This is a genomic window from Campylobacter concisus (assembly GCF_002913765.1).
Classification (GTDB): Bacteria; Campylobacterota; Campylobacteria; order Campylobacterales; family Campylobacteraceae; genus Campylobacter_A; species Campylobacter_A concisus_BB.
Map to the genome: position 1 here is coordinate 258,263 of NZ_PPCH01000007.1, position 17,712 is coordinate 275,974.

Consider the following 17,712-nt stretch of genomic DNA (forward strand, 5'->3'; position numbering starts at 1 on the left):
TTTTTAAAATCATACCAAAAATTTATATTTAAAGTAGCCAATGCAAGATAAAAATCAACTAAAAATAGCCATCGTAAAGCTTTCGGCACTTGGGGACATCGTCCATGCAGCCATCGTGCTTCAGTTTATCAAAAAGCACTGCCCAAATACTCACATCACATGGCTGGTTGATGCCCGTTTTGCAAGCCTTTTAAAAGATCATCCCCTAATCGACGAACTAGTCATTTTGCCACTTAAAGAGAGCTTTAAAAAGAGCTACAAGATCATAAAAACACTTGGCAAATTTGACAAGATCATCGACCTGCAAGGACTTTTCAAATCAGCCGTCGTCGCAAAACTACTTGGCAAAGAAATTTATGGCTTTAGCAGAGAAAGCGTCAAAGAAAAGATCGCAGCCAGGCTTTATAGGCATAAATTTAAGATCGACTACAACGAAAATATCATAGTTAGAAACCTAAGCCTCGTTGGATACGCCTTAAATTTTAGCTTTGAAAAAAGTGAAATTTTAAAAAAATCGTCCTGCTTTGAAATTTGCAAAAAATTTAAAAATGAAAGCGGTAAAAAACGCGTATTAATTGCTGCCTTTGCAAGTGAAGAGAGCAAAATTTATGACAAATTTAAAGATGTGATCAGACTGCTTGAAGGTTGTGAAATTTACCTTTGCTACGGGAGTGAGAGCGAAAAAGTAAGGGCCGAGGCGATCATTTCAGGCACCAAAGCAAAACTGCTTGAAAAACTAAGCATAAAAGATATGATAGATTTTATCGCGAGCTGCGATCTAGTAATCGGCAACGATAGCGGTCTAACGCACCTTGCATGGGCTGTAAATAGGCCTTCTATCACGCTTTTTGGTAACCGACCAAGCCACCGCAATGCCTACGTCACGGACAAAAATCTTGTCGTTGATATGGGTAAGGAGATAGATGCTAGAAGTATCGATAAAAACGACTTTTGCATAAGAGAAATTTACCCTGAAACAGTTGCAAATTTTGCAAAAAGGCTGCTAAATGGATAGGCTCTATCTAGCTGGCTTTTATACTTTGAAATTTCTTATATTTATATTGCCAAGCTCGCTTCAAAACCTGCTTGCTAAATTTTTAGCATTTGCCTTTATGAAGCTTAAAAAAAAGAGATTTCATATCGTGATGACAAATTTAGACCTTGCATTTGGCGAGACAAAAACTAAAGAAGAGAAGCTAGAAATCGCCAAAAAATGCTACTACAACTTTGCAAAATATCTTGGTATAAATTTCATCCTCAATCAAAACACGACAAAGCAAAAGATACTTAAGCAAGTTGTTTTTAAAAATGAGCACTTTTTGCTTGATGCGATAAGATCTGGCAGGCCTATCATCGTCACAACGGCGCACTTTGGGCAGTGGGAGATATTTTCTCTAGCAGTTGCAGCGCATTTTGGGCCATCTTCAGTGCTTGGCAGAAAGCTTGATAGCAGCGTCATGGATAAAATTTTAAGGGCAAATAGAGCGCAGTTTGATGTGGAGCTAATCGACAAAGATGGCGGCGCAAAAGATATCTTAAAAGCGCTGAAAGCTAGGCGAATAGTAGGAATTTTAGTCGATCAAAACACCGCACCAAAAGATGGCATAAAGGTGCAGTTTTTTGGCAAAGATGTGCTTCACACGCCAGCTGCAAGCGTGCTAGCTCAAAAGACAAATGCCCTTATCATAAACGCATTTATCTACCAAAAAGGTGAAAATTTAAATGAAATTTGCTTTGAGCAGCCTATAGATATAAGCACATTTGATAAAGAAGATGCCGTGCAAAAAGCGACGCAGATGCAGTGCAGTGCGTGCGAAGAGATGGTTAGAGCAAGGCCAGAAGAGTACTTTTGGTTTCACCAAAGGTTTAAGAGATTTTACGAAAATGAGTACAAATGCTAAGCGTTGTCATTTTGACTTTTAACAGCGAAAAGTACCTAAAAGAGGTGTTAGAAAGCGCTAAATTTGCTGATGAGATCATCGTGGTTGATAGCGGCTCAAAAGATGGCACAAGGCAAATTTGTGATGGCTTTAGCAACATGAAATTTCACGAGCAAGCTTGGCTTGGATTTGGCGCGCAAAAGCAAAAGGGCGTGGATATAGCCAAAAACGAGTGGGTCTTTGTGCTTGATAGCGACGAGGTGATTACAGACGAGCTTAAAAATGAGATCATTAGCACGTTAAAAGAGCCTAAATTTATGGCTTATAACGTTGCTAGGCTAAATTTCTTTTTTGGCAAAGCGATAAAAAACATGGGGCTATATCCAGACTACACGGTGAGGCTTTTTAATAAAAATTTTGCCAAATTTGATGGCAGAGCCGTGCATGAAAAGGTCGTTTTAAATGACGGCTCACAAAGGCTTGGCGCGCTTAAAAACCACTTCTTGCACTACGCGTATGAGAGTATCGAGCAGTTTATCGCCAAGCAAAATCGCTACTCAAGCATGGGCGCAAAAAGAAATTTGCTAAAGGCACTTACAAGCCCGGCTTGGACATTTTTTAAGCTTTATGTGCTAAAAGGCGGCTTTAAAGAGGGCTTTGTGGGCTACGTTATCGCTAGACTTTACGCCCAGTACACATTTTGGAAATATATAAAATGAAAATACTTGTGATTAAATTTAGAAACATCGGCGACGTACTTTTGACAACGCCGCTCATTGAAAATTTGCACCACTACTACCCAGACGCGACCATCGACTTTGCCCTAAATAAAGGCACAGAGGCGATGATAGAAGGCAATCCCTACATAAATAAAATCCACATTTACGATAGGCAAAGTGCAAATTCTGGCTTTTTTAAAAAGCTAATGACCGAGCTAAAATTTATAAGAGCGATCAAAAAAGAGAAGTACGATATGGCGGTGCAAACGACCACTGGAGACCGAGGTGTCATCATCTCAAAGTACGCCAAGATCAAAAAGATAGTTGGCTTTTTAGGCAAGCATAAGGCGATAAATAAGCTTTTAAGCGTAAAGGCAAAATACTACGAAAATTTCTCTCACACGGTTGATCTAAATTTAAACGCACTAAGGGCTTTGGGCTTTGAGCCGGTTAGTAAAAAAGTGAGCGTTTTTTCAGACGAGAGCGTGGAGCATCTAAATTTACCAAAACGCTTTGTGCACGTGCATCTAACAAGCCGCTGGATGTTTAAATGCGCAAACGACGAGAGTATGGCAGAGCTCATCGACTACTGCGAAAACGAGCTTGGCGTAAAAGTCGTACTAACAAGCGATAACAAAGAAAATGAACTTGAAAAACTTGCAAGCGTGCTAAAAATTTGCAAAAGCGAGCCTATAAATTTAGGTGGCAAGCTAAGCCTAAAACAAACGATCGCTCTCTCAAAGCACTCAAGCCTCTTTATCGGCGTAGATACTGCTATCATGCATATAGCTGCAGCAAATGACGTGCCAGTGATCGCCCTTTTTGGCCCAAGCAATGCTTTTGAGTGGGGACCTTGGGACAATGGCTTGATGCAAAATGGCTACACAGCGCAAAATGGCATCCAAAGCATGGGCAAACACATCGTCTATCAAAAGGACTGGGACTTTGTGCCTTGCGACAAAGAGGGCATAAAAGAGCACGGCATCGAGAAGACTTTAATGGACTTTAGCGATGAGATGGGACAGATAAAGGCGGAAATAAGATCAAATTTGGAGCTAGCACAATGAACATCCTCCACACACAGACACTTTTTAACTGGGGTGGCGAGCAAAACAAGACGCTAAACGAGATGCGTTTCATGCGTGAAATGGGTCATGAAGTGATGCTCTTTTGCAACCCAAATTCGCAGATCGAAAGCATCGCTAAAAAAGATGGATTTAAGGTCATCACGCACGAGATGAATAAGAAAAATTTTCATAAAAGCGTGCCAGCACTTTGCGAAGCGATAAGATCAAACAAGATAGATGTCGTGATCACACATAGCTCAACTGATAGCTGGGTCGGCGCCATAGCTGGGCTTTTTTACCGCAAAAGAGGCGTTAAATTTTATAAAGAAAGACACAATCTTTTCCCTATAAATGGGTTTGTTTCTAAATTTATGCATAAAAAGCTTTTTGACAAAATTTTATACATCTCAGGTAGCGTCAAAGAGTATCTCCTAAGCATCGGCGTTAGCGAAGATAGGCTCTTTTTTATGCCAAGCACGGTTGATGTCGAAAAGATTGGTAGCACAAAAAGCACTTTTAGAGATGAATTTCATATCGCCAAAGATGAGCTAGTCATCGGCACTTTTACCTCACTTTACCGCAAAAAAGGGGTCTTTGACTTCGCAAGTGCTGCAAAAGAAATTTTAAAGACAAAGGATACGACTATTGTATTTTCTGGCAACATTAGTGATGGCACAAAAGAGCAGATCACCTCTATGTTTGATGAAAAAGATAAGATCATCTTCACTGGCTTTAGAAATGATGCGGCAAATGTTATAAAAAGCTTTGATATCTACGTATTTGCCTCGCACTCTGAGGGGCTTGGTACGGTCTTGCTTGAGGCAATGAGCTCAAAGGTGCCAGTCGTGGTCTATGATAATGCTCCGATGAACGTGCTGGTTAAAGATAAAGAGCGTGGGCTTTGTGCTATAAATTTAGATGAAATTTCACTAAAAGAGTGCATTTTAGAGCTGATAAATGAGCCTGAAAAAGCCAAAATTTACTCTCAAAACGCCTTTAAATTTGTGGATGAAAACTTTAGCCACAAGGCGCTAAAAGAGGCTATAAGAAATTTACTGGAGCAAAAATGAACTACCCAGTTTGCGTGCTAACGATGCACCACTGCAATAACAATGAAAACGACTTTGCCATTAAGCCAGAGCTATTTAAAAAAGCACTTCTCATGGCACTTGACGAGGGCTATAAATTTATAAATTATGGCCAGTTTAAAGATATCGTGGCTGGCAGAGCAAAGGCTCGCAAAAAGAGCATTTTGCTAACTTTTGATGATGGATATTTTGACAATTACAAATTTGCATATCCCATCTTAAAAGAGCTAAATATCCCAGCCGTTTGCTTTTTGATAACAGATAAGATCAAGGATTTTAAAAGGCAGGATTACGATTTTTCGTTTAAAAAGCACAAAGAGATCGACTATGATAAAGATGCGGAGTATTTTTTAAATTTAGATGAGATCAGGCAGATGCAAGAGAGTGGGCTCTTTGAATTTGATAGTCACACAGCGAGCCACTTTTCTTGCAGGAGTGACTATGAGGTAAAGCTAAGAGAGGAGTTTTCTAGCTCGCTTGCTAAGATAAAAGAGCTATTTCCAGAAAAAAAAGAATTTGGCTTTTGCTTTCCAAAAGGGCATTTTAACGAGCTTTCGCAGAGGATAATTAAAGAGTATTACGGCTTTGCTTTTAGCGTGATAGATGGCGGATTTTGCATGGGAGATGATAAATTTAAGATAAGGCGTATCGATATCTCAAACAACGCAAAGAGCGAGAGCGACTACATTTTCAGGATCAAAAAGAAGCTTTTTATCTATTCGACTCCTTTTGTTGGCAAAATTTACTCAGACTTTAGAAATAGAAGCTTTAAATAGTGCTTAGTTCTAACTCCTAAGAAAAGCATAAATAGATCCCAAAAAGTCATTTTGATATATAAACATGGTCTTTTTAAGCCATTTTTCATCGCGTTTTGTCACTATGCGTTTTATCTCTTCTAAGTTGCCATCGGCCTTGTTTATGCCACGCTTTGTCGTGAAAAACGCCTTGTAGCCATGCTTTTTGGCAGCGCTTAGATACTCGTCATTATATTTGCCTCTTGGCCAGCAAAGTGCCTCATCTTCAAAGCCAAAGTTTTTCTTCATAAACTCACGGCAAAGACCAAATTCCTCATCCAAGCTAAGCTGTCCAAAATATCCATCAAAATGCCCGTGCGTATGCGAATGAAAATAAAAGCAGTCCTTCATCTTCTCGATCTGCTCTAAATTTAAGATCACATCTTGCGGCCTACTTGGAGCAAGCCTCTTGCACTCGTTGTGATCAACGTTTAAAAAGCTAGCAGGCCTCAACTCATGGGCCTTTTGCGCTGCCTCTATCCAGCCAGTTATTATAAATATATTTGCTTTTAGTCCAAATTCTTTCACGATAGGATAGGCATAGATGTAGTTATCCATCCAGCCATCGTCAAATGTTATGCAAACGCTCTTTTTGGGCACCTCAAGCTCGCCCTTTTTGTACGCGATAAATTCATTTATACTTAACGTTTTATAGCCATTTTCGGCTAGAAATTTCATGTGCGATCTAAACTCATCCACGCTACTAGCGATAAATCCGCTCTTTTCAAGCACGTGGTGATACATCAAAACTGGTACGCTCATTTTACAAGCTCCATATATAAATTTTGTGTGTTTTCTATCATTTTTTCGATGCTAAATGTCTCTTTGACGTACTCTCTGCCAAACTCACCCATCTGCTTTCTTAAATTTTCATCTAAAATAAGCCTTTCAAGCACCTTTTTCAGCTCCTCTTTGTTGCCATTTTCAAATAAAAATCCGCTTTTACCATTACTCACTGCCTCGCCAAGGCCGCCCACATCGCTTCCGATGGTAGCTAGCTTACACGAAGATGCCTCAAGTAGCGCCCCGCCGATAGCCTCCATGTCTGAAGGTAGCACGCAGATATCAAGCGAGCCCAAAAAGTCGCTCACATCGGTTCTGTTGCCAAGCATGAAGATATTTTTCTTATCTTTTATATACTCGTGTAAATTTTTATTTTGAGGACCGTCGCCCACGATAAAAAGGGCTGATTTTTCTAAATTTAGCTCGCTAAATGCATCGATTAAGAGCTTATGATTTTTAGCAGCTCTTAGCACTGCAACGATGCAAACGCCTACTACATCGTCACTTAGACCAAATTCTTTTTTCATATTTATCTTAAATTCTGGCGTGTATTTTTGCGTGTCGATGCCAGTGTAGATTTTTAGCACCTTCTCTTTTTTCACACCTCTTTTGATAAGATCAGCGCAAACTGAGTTACAAACGCCAACCACTTTGGTGCTTAGGTTGTAAGGTATGGGAGAGCTTATAGGCAGCTGCAAATGCCTAGTGCGAACCACGTTAACTCCACAAATTTTGCCCACGATAGCGCCTATGGTGCCGTCTTTGCCTGAGTGAGTTGAGATGATTTTTATATTGTTTTGTTTTACAAATTTGCAAATTTTTAAAATTTCAAAGATATTAAAAGATTTTTTGAGGTTAAACTCGACAAATTCACATTCTATCTGCTTTTCAAGGCTTTTTGAGCCAGGATTTAGCCCATAAAAAACCTTAAATTTGCTCTTATCTAGCCCATTTATCACGCGCTGTGTGCGGTGCTCTTGCCCGCCAAATCCCAAAGAGCTTTCAAGCTCAAGTATGTTTATCATTATTTTTCCTAGCTTCAATATCGCTTAAATTAGCGATTTTTAGGGCATTATAGCTAAAATTTTTTTAATTTTATTTTTAAGCATTTTACTATTTGTTTTTGATAAAATAAATCCCTTAAAATAAAAATCAAATGCCTTATTAATAATTATTAATGCTACTTATCTGGGCACTGGCTTTAGGAGTTATCGATGAAAAAAATAGTATTTTTAAGAACTAATCCAAACGCAGTTGGAGGTGCTGAAAGATACTTAAGAAGGCTTGTTAAGGCCATAAATGAGCTTGGTATCCAAGCAGAAATTCGCTCATATCTTGGAGATGCTGGCATCTCTTCTTGGAAAAAAGCTCTAAATTTTAACCGCCAAGTAAAACGCCAAAAAAAAGAAGATGAGTTTTACTTTAGCCTAGAGCGAGTAAGCTGCGCCGATATCTACAGGGCTGGAGATGGCGTACATAAGGTTTATAGGGCGACAAAGAACTTTTGGTGGCTAAACCCCCTAAATTTCGTATATCCATACTTAGAGAAAAAGTGCTTTAAAAACTCCCAAAAGATCATCACAAACTCAAATTTCATCAAAGAGCAGATCATCGCGACTTACAGCATAGAGTCTGAAAAGATCACGACCATTTATAACGGCGTAAATTTACCCCAAAGGGTGCAAAAAGCCGAGGCAAAGCTAGCACTTTGTGAGGAATTCGGACTTAAATTTGAGCTTGCGACCCTGCTTTTTGTGGGAAATGGCTTTAAAAGAAAGGGGCTAAAAGAGTTTTTGCTCCTTGCTTCAAAGCTAAAAACGCCCGTAAATACGCTCATTGTGGGAAAAGACAAAAACATCTCAAGCTACAAACGCCTAGCTAAAAAACTTGGACTAAACGCCTACTTTGTTGGCGAGCAAAAGAGCACAGCTAAATTTTACGAGGCGAGTGATATTTTTATCTTTCCAACGCACTATGAGCCATTTTCAAATGTCGTGCTAGAGGCACTTAGCTTTAAAAACGTGGTCTTTACGACAGCTCAAAATGGCGCTAGTGAGATTTTGGAAGATAAATTTGTACTTCAAAGCCCAAACGACGAGAGCGCGATAGAGTTTATAGATGAAATTCTCGCAAACCATGGGCTCATGGCGAGCCTGCAAGAGAAGGCTTACGAGCTTTCTTTAAATTTTAGCATCGAAAAAAACGCCGCTCTTACGCTTGATGTTATAAAAGACGCCTTAAAATGAGAGTTTTTATCGAGCTTCCAACCTGGCTAGGTGATAGCGTGATGGCAAGCGCTGCGATCGAAAATTTAGTGCAAAATGAGAAGAATTTACAAATCGTTTTTTTTGGCTCATTTGTAGCTTGCGAGCTTTACAAAAGCCATCCAAACTGCGAAAAAGTGGTCGTTGATGAGAGCAAAAAGGCTAAATTTAGATTTTTATCTCTTGCTAAAAGTGCAAAAAACCTTGGTAAATTTGATCTAGCGCTTAGCTTTAGAAGCTCGTTTGCTAGTAAATTTTTGCTATTTTTTATAAACGCTAGGCAAAAGGCTGTTTTTAAAAAGAGTAAAACCATCCTTCATCAGGTGCTAAAATATGCAAATTTTGTAAAAAATGCCCTTGGCTTGGGCGAAATCTCCACTCAGCTAAAGCTACATTTTACACCTCAAATTTCAGCTAAAAAAACACTAGCTCTAAATCCAGGTGCGAGCTACGGAAGTGCGAAAAGATGGTACCCAGAATACTTTGCGCAGGTGGCTTTAAATTTTAAAGATGAGTTTGAGATTGTCATCTTTGGTGGCAAAGGCGAGCAAGAAATTTGTGAAAAAATAGAGCAAATTTTAAAAGAAAATGGCGCAGCCTGCCAAAATTTAGCTGGCAAAACCAGTGTCAAAGAGCTTTGTGAGCACATAGCTGGGCTTAGTAAAAATGGCATTTTCGTTACAAATGATAGCGGCCCTATGCACGTAGCTGCCGCCTTTCATGTGCCAACGATCGCTCTTTTTGGACCGACAAAATTTAGCGAGACCTCGCCCTGGGGTAATAAATTTGCAAAGATAGTGCATCTAAATTTAGCTTGCATGCCCTGTATGAAGCGAGTTTGCCCGCTAAAAACGCATGCTTGTATGAGAGATCTAAAGCCACAAATGGTGATAGATGAGATAAATTTACTAAGAAAAGAGAGTGGGATTTAGGTAAAAAATAAAACGAGGCAGTTGCCTGCCCCGCTAGTTAGCATTAAGCCGACTTTTCTTTGAGATATTTGTTTATAAGAGTTGTGATCTCTTCGCCGTGTGGGAACCTTGACTCATCGTTTCCGATGCGATCCTTTTTAGAAAAGATAACGTTTCCATCAACCTCGACGATGAAATTTCCACCATCTCCTACAACCAACTCGACTCTTGCATCACTAAAGTTCGCTTTTATTTCATCTTCTACACGAGAAGCTACCGGACGATAGTTTCAAGAGTTGCAGTAAATAATTTTTACTTGCATGCTCTGTCCTTTCTTGTGAAATAAGCTTTGATTATATAAAATTTATCCTAACGAACAGATAACACGAGAAAGGACGATTTTATGAAAAAGGTAGCCGTAATCCTAGCTGATGGTTTTGAGGAGATCGAGGCGCTAACCTCCGTCGATGTTTTGCGTAGAGCTGGAGCTTTAGCATCTATCGCTAGCTTGAAGGACGCGCAGATCAGAGGTGCTCACAATATAAATGTAAAAGCTGATGTCACACTTCGTGAGGTGGAGGAGCTAGGCTATGATGCGATCGTGCTTCCAGGAGGTCTGCCTGGTGCAGAAAATCTCGCAAATGACGCCAAGCTAAGAGAAATTTTGCAAGAATTTGATAAAAAAGGTAAGCTAATTTGTGCCATTTGTGCCGCTCCTATGGTGCTTGAGCGAGCTCGTGTGCTTAAAGAGCATTTTGTTTGCTATCCTGGCTTTGAAGAAAATGTAAGAAGCGACAAAAGAGGCTACATGAGCGATAAAAACGTGCTAAAAGATCAAAACATCATCACTGGCAAGGGGCCAGCTTTTTCTATGGAATTTGCGCTTTTTATAGTGAAAAATTTGCTTGGCGAAGAGGCTTACCATAAAGTAAAAAATGATTTACTTTATAAATAGTTTATAAAAAAATTGTAATTTTTTATTTAATTATTCTACTTAAACTTAAGGATAAATTTTGTTTAGTGATAGATATTATAATGCCGTATTGTTGCGATTTGTTGCATTTAAGGATATTTTTTAAAAAATTGTAATATTTTTCTTGGTTTTTACATCTTTTTGACGGAAATAAGCTATTATTTCTCTAATCGATCAGATCGATAATTTTTTTAAGGAATAATCCTGTGAACATTTATGTAGGAAATTTGTCGTATAGAACGACAGAGGCAGAGTTGAAGGAAGCTTTTGCACAATTTGGTGAAGTAAGGCGCGCAAAAATCGTAAAAGATAGAGAGACAGACCGCTCAAAGGGCTTTGGCTTTGTTGAAATGGACGACGCGAACGAGGGCCAAAAGGCGATCGACGCACTAAATGAAAAAGAACTTGGCGGACGCACTTTAAGAGTAAATGAGGCTAGACCAAGGGATTAATGACTATTTGCCACCATCTGGTGGCGTAGTCTCTCGCATAGCTCCGACGCCAAGCGGCTACTTGCACGCTGGTAACGCCTACAACTTCATCTTGACTTATCTTCTGACGCGCTCATTGGGCGGCATTTTGCACTTAAGGATTGATGATTATGACCTTGGTAGATACCGGCGCGAATTTGTTCAAAATATCTTTGACGTTTTAGAATTTCTGGGGCTTTGCTATGACAAAGGTGCTAAAAACATAAATGACTTTGAGCAAAATTTTAGCTTCAAGATAAGAGCAAAAAGATATGAAAACACACTTGAAAAGCTAGATGAAATTTACATTTGTGAATGCACAAGAGCTAGCAAAGATGCCTATGAAAACGGCATTTACACTAAAATTTGCAAAGATAAAAAGTTAAAATTTATAAAAGATAAAACCGCTATCAGGCTAAGCGTGGATGAAAATGATGAGCTTGGCAGGCAAGTGGCAGCGCAGATGGGTGATTTTGTTATTTATAAAAAGGATTTTACCCCAGCTTACAACTTTGCAAGTGTCATTGACGATGAGGATATGGGGGTAAATTTGGTCGTTAGAGGCGAGGACTTGCTGCCTTGCACGCTAGTTCAAAGATACCTTGCAAAAAGGCTAAATTTTGGCTTTTTAAATGCTAAATTTATCCACCACAAGCTACTTTTAGACGGAGCTAAAAAGCTTTCTAAAAGCTCGAAATCGCCACCAATAGATCTAAGCCAAAATCCTCAAATTTATTACAAAATGTTAGCAAGTGACCTTGGACTAAATTTAAACTCAGCAGATAAAATTTCAAACCTGCTTTATGAATTTAGGCTTAAAAATATAGCTGAATTATTGCTAAATCGCACCTGAAATATTTACGAGCCTATTAAGATCATCAAATTTAAAGCTAAGTTCATCTTTAAACTTAGCTACTATCTCATCTTTGTTTTCACTAAATTTTATCTCACAACCCAGCAAAAGCCCTTTTATAAAAAGCTTGTGGTCTAGCTCATAGGCGCTTATGCACTCATTTACTACGCTTACTACTTCGCTTGCTAAAACTGGCTCTTTAAAGATAGTCTCCGCCCTAAATGCCACGTACGCAGCACCTCCGTCGTAATCAATCCTATAGTAGCTTAGCTCCTCGCCAAGCGCCACGCAAGCAACCAAGCTAATCGTATGACCATTTACATTTTCATCTAGCTCAAACTGCGCCGTGCTAAACGCTTCAAGCCCAAATTTCTCGCCAAACTCACGCGCCCTGTTTGCAAGGCTAAGCAAGCGCTCATCAAAGCCATTTACATTTTCATAGCCCCAAAGCCAAGTATTTGACGAAAAGCTCTCAGAGCCGATAAACTGCATATCAAACTCCTGCTTGTCAAAGCAAATTTTGCTGCTTTCAAAGTCAGCCTGCCATTTGCTAGCCTCAACCACTTGCTTAAAAAGCCGTTTTTGAAGCAGCATCGCTCTGCCAAGGCAAGCGCTAAAAAGCTCGCTCCAGTTACTTTTATCTATGCCAAGCTCATCTAAAAAATGGCCCTTTTTTCTAAAAATATCAAACATTTCTTGTCCTTAAATTTACGCTGATGCAGCGAGCTTTTCTATCTCTTCGCCCACATCGTCACTTATGATAAACTCAGTCTTATAGATGAAAATTTCGCCAGTTGTTTCATTTTTTATCTTCAAAATTAGCCGTTTTTGATTATTTGGCGCATTTTTGCTAAAAACTAGCGAGTAAATTTGCTCCAGCTTTTGCCTGCTAAGCTCGCTAAGGCTTAAAAGCACCTCTAACTCGGCATACTCTCTTACTTTTTGAGGGGCGCTCGCCTCTTCGTTTTTACCAAATTTAGAGTTTTGCTTTAGCTTTCTTGTCTTAAAGTCTAAATTTTGTGCATCTTCTAGGCTATAAACCTCATTTAAATTTGTCCTTACAAACTGATCGTCGCGCGAGATGTTTATCCTAAATGCATAAGGCAGATCGCGTTTTGCCTCGTCTTTTACGATATCTTCGATGTTACCAAGCTCTCTTTCAAAGACGGCGATCTCGATATTGCCGTGAAAGTCCAGCACATTTATAGTGCCCATTTTTTTGCCGCTTTTTGTGATCCTTGTGCTAAAGTCCTCGATCTTGCCAACTACCAAAATTTCAGCACTTTGTGGCAAGGTCTCAAACTCCGAGCTTAGCGTGTATTTGATCTTATTTATCTCGTCCTTATAGTCATCAAGCGGGTGACCTGAGAGGTAGATGCCAACGCTCTCTTGCTCAAATTTTAAGATCTGTTTAATGTCAAATTCATCATCTATAGTGACGAAATTTATCTTCACATCATTCATACTATCATCTTCGCCAAAGAGGCTCTCAGCCGCATTTTTACGTATCTGGGCTGCATTTTTGCAAGCTTCTACGATATTTTCTACATTTTGTAAAAGCATCTTGCGGCTAAAGCCAAACTCATCGAAGCAGCCAGCTTTTATGAGGCTTTCAAAGACCTTTTTATTGACCTTAAATGGATCGATCCTTGAGACGAAGTCATCCATGCTCTTAAACTCGCCCTTTGCGTCGCGCTCAGCGATGATGTTCTCAATTGCTGCTCCGCCAACGCCCTTAATCGCTCCAAGTCCAAATATAATGCCATCGTGATCACCATTTTTAACTACGCTAAATTCTTTGGTTGATTTGTTGATAGATGGTGGCAAAGTATCGATGTTTATGCGCTTTATCTCATCGATGTAGCGAACGATCTTATCGACGTTGCTCTCCTCGCTTGTTAGAAGTGCCGCCATAAATTCAGCCGGATAGTAAGCTTTCAGATAAGCCGTCTGAAATGTGACATAAGCGTAAGCTGCCGAGTGAGACTTGTTAAAGCCATATCCTGCAAATTTAACGATCAGCTCGAAAAGATCGTCCGCCTTTTGGCCATTTAGTCCCTTTGCCTCAGCGCCTTTTACAAACTCGCCCTTTAGCCTATCCATCTCTTCTTTGATCTTTTTACCCATCGCACGACGCACAAGGTCCGCCCCACCAAGACTAAAGCCGCCTATGGCTTGCACGATCTGCATGACTTGCTCTTGATAGACGATGACGCCGTATGTTGGCGCAAGGATCGGCTCAAGCTCCTTAAATGCGTATGTTATCTCCGCCTCGCCATGTTTTCTCTTGACGAAGTCATCAAGCATACCACTTTCCATCGGTCCTGGGCGATAGAGTGCTAGCATCGCGACGATATCCTCAAAGCAGTCTGGGCGCAAGCTGGTTCCTAGCTTTCTCATGCCCTCGCCCTCTATCTGAAAGATGCCGATGGCTTGGCCACTTTGTATCATTTTATAAACGCCAGAGTCGTTTTTATCGACCTGCTCCCAGATGATGTCTCTGCCGGTGCGCTGTTTAACGAGCTTGATCGCGTTGTCGATAACCGTTAGCGTCTTAAGGCCAAGAAAGTCAAATTTTATCAAATCAACGTCTTCTAGGTATTTTAGGCTATACTGCGTCACAAAGCGATCTTCTGGGCTGTTTGGCTGGCGAAATAGCGGAGTTTTGTTCCAAAGCTCTTCGTTTGAGATGACAACACCCGCTGCGTGCTGGCCGGCGTTTCTGTTTAGCCCCTCAAGATCAAGCGCAAATTTCCAAATTTTTGCCGCCTTTGGATTTTGACTTATTAGCTCAGCTATCTTTGGCTCTTTCTCGTAGGCGTCTTTTAGCGTGATGTTAAGCTCATCAGGGATAAGCTTTGCCATCGCATCAGCCTCGGCATAAGGCATATCGCAGACTCTAGCCACATCTCTAATGACACCCTTTGCGAGCAATTTACCAAATGTAATAACGCCAGCAACGTTAAATTTGCCGTATTTTTGCGTGACGTAGTCGATGATCTCGCCACGTCTGCTTTGACAAAAATCCACGTCGATATCTGGCATGCTAACGCGCTCTGGGTTTAGAAATCTCTCAAAAAGCAGGTTGTATGGGATAGGATCAAGGTCGGTGATCTTTAGCGAGTAAGCGACCAAGCTACCAGCCGCGGAGCCACGTCCTGGGCCAACTGGCACGCCTCTGCGCTTGGCTTCGTTGATGAAGTCCCAAACGATCATCATATATCCTGGGAAATTCATCTTATTGATGATGCCGATCTCTATCTCAAGGCGCTTTCTATACTCTTCGTGTAAATTTTCAGGGACAAATTTCAGCCTCTCTTCAAGCCCCTTTCTACACTCATGCTCGAAAAATACAGCGTCATTTTTGAAGCTGTATCTGTTTTCTGGCTCTGGGAGGGTCAAATTTCTCTCCTTAGCGCACTCAAGAGTAAATTTAAAATTTGGCGGAGTTGGGTTGCCAAGCTTGATCTCAAGGTTGCACTTATCCACGATCTCTTGGGTGTTTTCTATCACTTCTGGGATGTCTAAAAATAGCTCATTCATCTGCTCTTTGCTTTTAACAAAAAACTCATGGACGCTGTGGCGAAGTCGGTTTGGGTCATCTAGAGTTTTGTTCATCGCGATGCACATGAAAACCTCGTGCGCAGCGGCTCTTTCTTTAAAAGTGTAATGGGTGTCGTTTGTGGCGATGACCTTTATGCCAGTCTCTTTTGCGATACGCAAGATGTCATCGTCTATGCGCCTTTGATCGCCGATGCCGTGACGCATGATCTCAAGGTAAAAGTCATCTCCAAAAATTTCTTTATACTCAAGCGCGACCTCTTTTGCCCGCTCGTAGCCTTTAGCGCCAAATTTGACGTTACGCTCGCTTAAATTTAGATGCCAGCTCACCTCGCCCTGCAAGCAAGCAGAGCTACAAACTAGGCCCTCGCTGTGCTCTTTTAAGATTTTTTTATTGATACGAGGATAGTAGTAAAATCCCTCGATATAGCTCATGGAGCTAAGATACATCAAATTTTTATAGCCAGTCTCGTTTTTGGCGATTAGGATGAGGTGAAAGCGCTGTTTGGTGCTCTTATCATCAAGCTGCTCGCCGTTATGCACGTATGCTTCGATGCCAATTAGCGGTTTTATCCCATTTTTTTTCATCTTTTTGTAAAAATCAATCGCGCCAAACATGTTGCCGTGATCCGTGATCGCTGCTGCCGTGTCGCCTCTGTCATGGAGCATGTGGGCTAGCTCTTCTATCTTGTTAGCTCCATCTAGTAGGGAGTATTCGGTGTGTAAATGTAGGTGTGTAAAGCCAGAATTTTCACTCATTTTTTATCCTTTTTAATGAGCGGATTTTACAAAATTTTGGCTAATAAGGCGCTTGATGAAAGCTTAACGGGAGCTTTAAAATTTAGAGATTTTTTAGTCTGTGGCAAGAGCAAAGCGCTTGGTTAAGCTGTTACGCTGCGCTATTTAGCGTTTGAGAAATTTTAAAATTAGAGCAGGCATATTACATTGTCAAATTTAACCTCGATAAAATTTTAAACGGCATGCGATAGTACTAACGCACTGCATGCGGTTTATGACAAATAAACTCAAGCAAATTTTAAAATTTCATGAACGAGTAATTTCGGCTCTGATTTTAGTGGCAAGCTTTGCGAGACCTAAAATCAGTAGTCAATTCTTGCGAGTGAGTGGAATTTTAAAATTTGCTCTGCGATATAAATTTATCAAAAGGGAGACAAGGGGACTCGAGTTACGGTCTGCTCGCAGTTACGAGCTTGCGAAGTAAAGCCGTCTCCTTATCCCCCTTTTTAAATCCCCCAAACCCCTCGCACGTTAGAGGGGCATGCTTTAGTGCTACGCACTGCATGCGTTTTATTCAAAAAAGCCTCCATCAAATTTTAAAATTTATGAGTGAGTATATCACGCTTCTAAATTTAGTGGCGAGTTTTACGAGACCTAAATTTAGTAAGTTGCTAAGACGAGCGAGTAAGATTTTAAAATTTGCAAAACGAAAAGATGAATTTATTAAATTAGATCGCGGACTAAGCCGCAATCCATTATAGATAAACTGGGATATTTGTATGTTCTAAGAAAAATCTTGATGTTCCGCCAAGGACCATCTCCATTAGTCCGTTTTCGCCGTATCTACTGGCTACGATAAGGTCTGCATTTCTATCATTTGCAGCTTTTAAAAGTGCCTCGCCAGGTATCGTTGTAGTCGCTATAACTTCAAAACTAGCACTGATATTATGAACCTTAAAATACTCTTCAAGTTTTTTAAGATTTAGCTCAGCGTTATCGCCAAGGCTTGCCTTTGAAGTGATGCACTGAACTTTTTTAGCGCTCTTTAAAAGATCGATCGCACCAGTTAGCGCTCTTGAGCTTTGAGTCGTTCCTGTCCAGCTTACAAGGATATTGTCAGCCTTAAATTCACGCATCTTTCTTGGGATAACGATCGCATTTTTGCCGCTTTTTAAAACAGCTGACTCAAATGTGCCAGTGATCTTGCCATCAAGTGGCACTGCAGCTACGACTAGATCGCAAAATTTACTCTCTTGCTCGACTATAGCGCTTCTTTTTCCATTATGGATCGTGAAATTTGCAGTGCAGACATCTTCTATGACCTCATCGCTCACCTTTATGCCAAGCTCAGCGCAAATTTTATTAAAGAGCTTTTCGTTCTCTTCGTGCTCAACCGCAAGCTCAGACTTGGCTGATTTTAAAAATTCCTCAAAAAGCACTCCACCACGAAGCGTCATTTTCATATTATAAACTACGCTTGGATCTAGTTGGCAAGTGAGGATCTCCATGTGAGCTTTAAACCATTGTGCAACCTTTAAAGCACCGTAAATTCTTGGCTCGATATCGTCCCCTGCTCCTATTGGAAAAAGCAACTTTTTGTATTTCATCATC

17 protein-coding genes are annotated in these 17,712 nt (G+C 40.4%); 11 read left to right on the top strand and 6 right to left on the bottom strand.

Going from position 1 to position 17,712, the window contains the following annotated elements; translation table 11 throughout:
* The first annotated feature begins 40 nt into the window (after positions 1–40).
* The 6 genes from waaC to CYO89_RS01900 are packed head-to-tail and all read left to right on the top strand — an operon-like array spanning position 41 to position 5,530.
* Entirely contained in the window at positions 41–1,015 is a 975-nt protein-coding gene (waaC, locus tag CYO89_RS01875; protein WP_103596937.1) for a lipopolysaccharide heptosyltransferase I, read from the top strand.
* Positions 1,008–1,901: a lipid A biosynthesis lauroyl acyltransferase gene (locus CYO89_RS01880; RefSeq protein WP_103596938.1), complete on the top strand. Its 894-nt coding sequence runs from the start codon at positions 1,008–1,010 to the stop codon at positions 1,899–1,901. The genes waaC and CYO89_RS01880 overlap by 8 nt, the downstream gene beginning before the upstream one ends.
* The gene (locus CYO89_RS01885) at positions 1,895–2,599 is read left to right on the top strand and encodes a glycosyltransferase family 2 protein (protein WP_103596939.1); all 705 of its coding nucleotides are present in this window, start codon (positions 1,895–1,897) and stop codon (positions 2,597–2,599) included. The genes CYO89_RS01880 and CYO89_RS01885 overlap by 7 nt, the downstream gene beginning before the upstream one ends.
* On the top strand, positions 2,596–3,666 hold the full coding sequence (rfaQ, locus tag CYO89_RS01890) for a putative lipopolysaccharide heptosyltransferase III (RefSeq protein ID WP_103596940.1): 1,071 nt from the start codon (positions 2,596–2,598) through the stop codon (positions 3,664–3,666). The genes CYO89_RS01885 and rfaQ overlap by 4 nt, the downstream gene beginning before the upstream one ends.
* Positions 3,663–4,736: a glycosyltransferase family 4 protein gene (locus tag CYO89_RS01895; protein WP_103596941.1), complete on the top strand. Its 1,074-nt coding sequence runs from the start codon at positions 3,663–3,665 to the stop codon at positions 4,734–4,736. The genes rfaQ and CYO89_RS01895 overlap by 4 nt, the downstream gene beginning before the upstream one ends.
* On the top strand, positions 4,733–5,530 hold the full coding sequence (locus CYO89_RS01900; protein WP_103596942.1) for a polysaccharide deacetylase family protein: 798 nt from the start codon (positions 4,733–4,735) through the stop codon (positions 5,528–5,530). Before CYO89_RS01895 ends, CYO89_RS01900 begins: the two co-directional genes overlap by 4 nt.
* A gap of 9 nt (positions 5,531–5,539) precedes the next feature.
* On the opposite strand, the gene CYO89_RS01905 is transcribed toward CYO89_RS01900, so the two are convergent.
* Both CYO89_RS01905 and CYO89_RS01910 read right to left on the bottom strand, forming a co-directional pair.
* Positions 5,540–6,310, bottom strand: coding sequence for a polysaccharide deacetylase family protein (locus tag CYO89_RS01905; protein ID WP_103596943.1), 771 nt, complete (start codon positions 6,308–6,310; stop codon positions 5,540–5,542).
* Positions 6,307–7,356: a glycosyltransferase gene (locus CYO89_RS01910; protein WP_103596944.1), complete on the bottom strand. Its 1,050-nt coding sequence runs from the start codon at positions 7,354–7,356 to the stop codon at positions 6,307–6,309. Before CYO89_RS01910 ends, CYO89_RS01905 begins: the two co-directional genes overlap by 4 nt.
* A 189-nt stretch (positions 7,357–7,545) precedes the next feature.
* Here CYO89_RS01910 and CYO89_RS01915 point away from each other — a divergent pair, with 189 nt between their 5' ends.
* Both CYO89_RS01915 and waaF read left to right on the top strand, forming a co-directional pair.
* Entirely contained in the window at positions 7,546–8,577 is a 1,032-nt protein-coding gene (locus CYO89_RS01915; RefSeq protein ID WP_103596945.1) for a glycosyltransferase family 4 protein, read from the top strand.
* Positions 8,574–9,527: a lipopolysaccharide heptosyltransferase II gene (waaF, locus tag CYO89_RS01920; protein WP_103596946.1), complete on the top strand. Its 954-nt coding sequence runs from the start codon at positions 8,574–8,576 to the stop codon at positions 9,525–9,527. Before CYO89_RS01915 ends, waaF begins: the two co-directional genes overlap by 4 nt.
* A 43-nt stretch (positions 9,528–9,570) precedes the next feature.
* On the opposite strand, the gene CYO89_RS01925 is transcribed toward waaF, so the two are convergent.
* On the bottom strand, positions 9,571–9,828 hold the full coding sequence (locus CYO89_RS01925) for a SelT/SelW/SelH family (seleno)protein (protein ID WP_257639680.1): 258 nt from the start codon (positions 9,826–9,828) through the stop codon (positions 9,571–9,573).
* An 81-nt stretch (positions 9,829–9,909) separates the two neighbouring features.
* Between CYO89_RS01925 and CYO89_RS01930 the strand changes: the two genes are divergently transcribed.
* The 3 genes from CYO89_RS01930 to CYO89_RS01940 all read left to right on the top strand — a co-directional run bounded on the left by CYO89_RS01930 (position 9,910) and on the right by CYO89_RS01940 (position 11,802).
* Positions 9,910–10,461 (top strand): DJ-1 family glyoxalase III, encoded by a 552-nt coding sequence (locus CYO89_RS01930; protein WP_103596947.1) that lies wholly within the window; start codon positions 9,910–9,912, stop codon positions 10,459–10,461.
* A gap of 224 nt (positions 10,462–10,685) precedes the next feature.
* Positions 10,686–10,931 (top strand): RNA recognition motif domain-containing protein, encoded by a 246-nt coding sequence (locus CYO89_RS01935; RefSeq protein WP_009294719.1) that lies wholly within the window; start codon positions 10,686–10,688, stop codon positions 10,929–10,931.
* The gene (locus CYO89_RS01940; RefSeq protein ID WP_103596948.1) at positions 10,909–11,802 is read left to right on the top strand and encodes a glutamate--tRNA ligase family protein; all 894 of its coding nucleotides are present in this window, start codon (positions 10,909–10,911) and stop codon (positions 11,800–11,802) included. Before CYO89_RS01935 ends, CYO89_RS01940 begins: the two co-directional genes overlap by 23 nt.
* Here CYO89_RS01940 and CYO89_RS01945 read toward each other — a convergent pair.
* From CYO89_RS01945 to CYO89_RS01960, 3 genes are all read right to left on the bottom strand, one after another.
* Positions 11,788–12,495, bottom strand: a complete 708-nt coding sequence (locus CYO89_RS01945) for a DUF6882 domain-containing protein (RefSeq protein WP_103596949.1) — start codon at positions 12,493–12,495, stop codon at positions 11,788–11,790. The genes CYO89_RS01940 and CYO89_RS01945 overlap by 15 nt on opposite strands.
* Positions 12,496–12,510: 15 nt before the next feature.
* Positions 12,511–16,122, bottom strand: coding sequence for a DNA polymerase III subunit alpha (dnaE, locus tag CYO89_RS01950; RefSeq protein WP_103596950.1), 3,612 nt, complete (start codon positions 16,120–16,122; stop codon positions 12,511–12,513).
* 734 nt (positions 16,123–16,856) lie between these two features.
* A complete protein-coding gene (locus CYO89_RS01960) occupies positions 16,857–17,708 on the bottom strand; it encodes a universal stress protein (protein WP_103596952.1) in 852 nt (283 codons plus the stop codon).
* Positions 17,709–17,712 lie beyond the last annotated feature (4 nt).

What these genes read in the sequence shown, in the direction of transcription:
- waaC (WP_103596937.1), top strand. Translation starts at nt 41, where the DNA reads ATGCAAGATAAAAATCAACTAAAAATAGCCATCGTAAAGCTTTCGGCA.
- CYO89_RS01880 (WP_103596938.1), top strand. Translation starts at nt 1,008, where the DNA reads ATGGATAGGCTCTATCTAGCTGGCTTTTATACTTTGAAATTTCTTATA.
- CYO89_RS01885 (WP_103596939.1), top strand. Translation starts at nt 1,895, where the DNA reads ATGCTAAGCGTTGTCATTTTGACTTTTAACAGCGAAAAGTACCTAAAA.
- rfaQ (WP_103596940.1), top strand. Translation starts at nt 2,596, where the DNA reads ATGAAAATACTTGTGATTAAATTTAGAAACATCGGCGACGTACTTTTG.
- CYO89_RS01895 (WP_103596941.1), top strand. Translation starts at nt 3,663, where the DNA reads ATGAACATCCTCCACACACAGACACTTTTTAACTGGGGTGGCGAGCAA.
- CYO89_RS01900 (WP_103596942.1), top strand. Translation starts at nt 4,733, where the DNA reads ATGAACTACCCAGTTTGCGTGCTAACGATGCACCACTGCAATAACAAT.
- CYO89_RS01905 (WP_103596943.1), bottom strand. Translation starts at nt 6,310, where the DNA reads ATGAGCGTACCAGTTTTGATGTATCACCACGTGCTTGAAAAGAGCGGA.
- CYO89_RS01910 (WP_103596944.1), bottom strand. Translation starts at nt 7,356, where the DNA reads ATGATAAACATACTTGAGCTTGAAAGCTCTTTGGGATTTGGCGGGCAA.
- CYO89_RS01915 (WP_103596945.1), top strand. Translation starts at nt 7,546, where the DNA reads ATGAAAAAAATAGTATTTTTAAGAACTAATCCAAACGCAGTTGGAGGT.
- waaF (WP_103596946.1), top strand. Translation starts at nt 8,574, where the DNA reads ATGAGAGTTTTTATCGAGCTTCCAACCTGGCTAGGTGATAGCGTGATG.
- CYO89_RS01930 (WP_103596947.1), top strand. Translation starts at nt 9,910, where the DNA reads ATGAAAAAGGTAGCCGTAATCCTAGCTGATGGTTTTGAGGAGATCGAG.
- CYO89_RS01940 (WP_103596948.1), top strand. Translation starts at nt 10,909, where the DNA reads ATGAGGCTAGACCAAGGGATTAATGACTATTTGCCACCATCTGGTGGC.
- CYO89_RS01945 (WP_103596949.1), bottom strand. Translation starts at nt 12,495, where the DNA reads ATGTTTGATATTTTTAGAAAAAAGGGCCATTTTTTAGATGAGCTTGGC.
- dnaE (WP_103596950.1), bottom strand. Translation starts at nt 16,122, where the DNA reads ATGAGTGAAAATTCTGGCTTTACACACCTACATTTACACACCGAATAC.
- CYO89_RS01960 (WP_103596952.1), bottom strand. Translation starts at nt 17,708, where the DNA reads ATGAAATACAAAAAGTTGCTTTTTCCAATAGGAGCAGGGGACGATATC.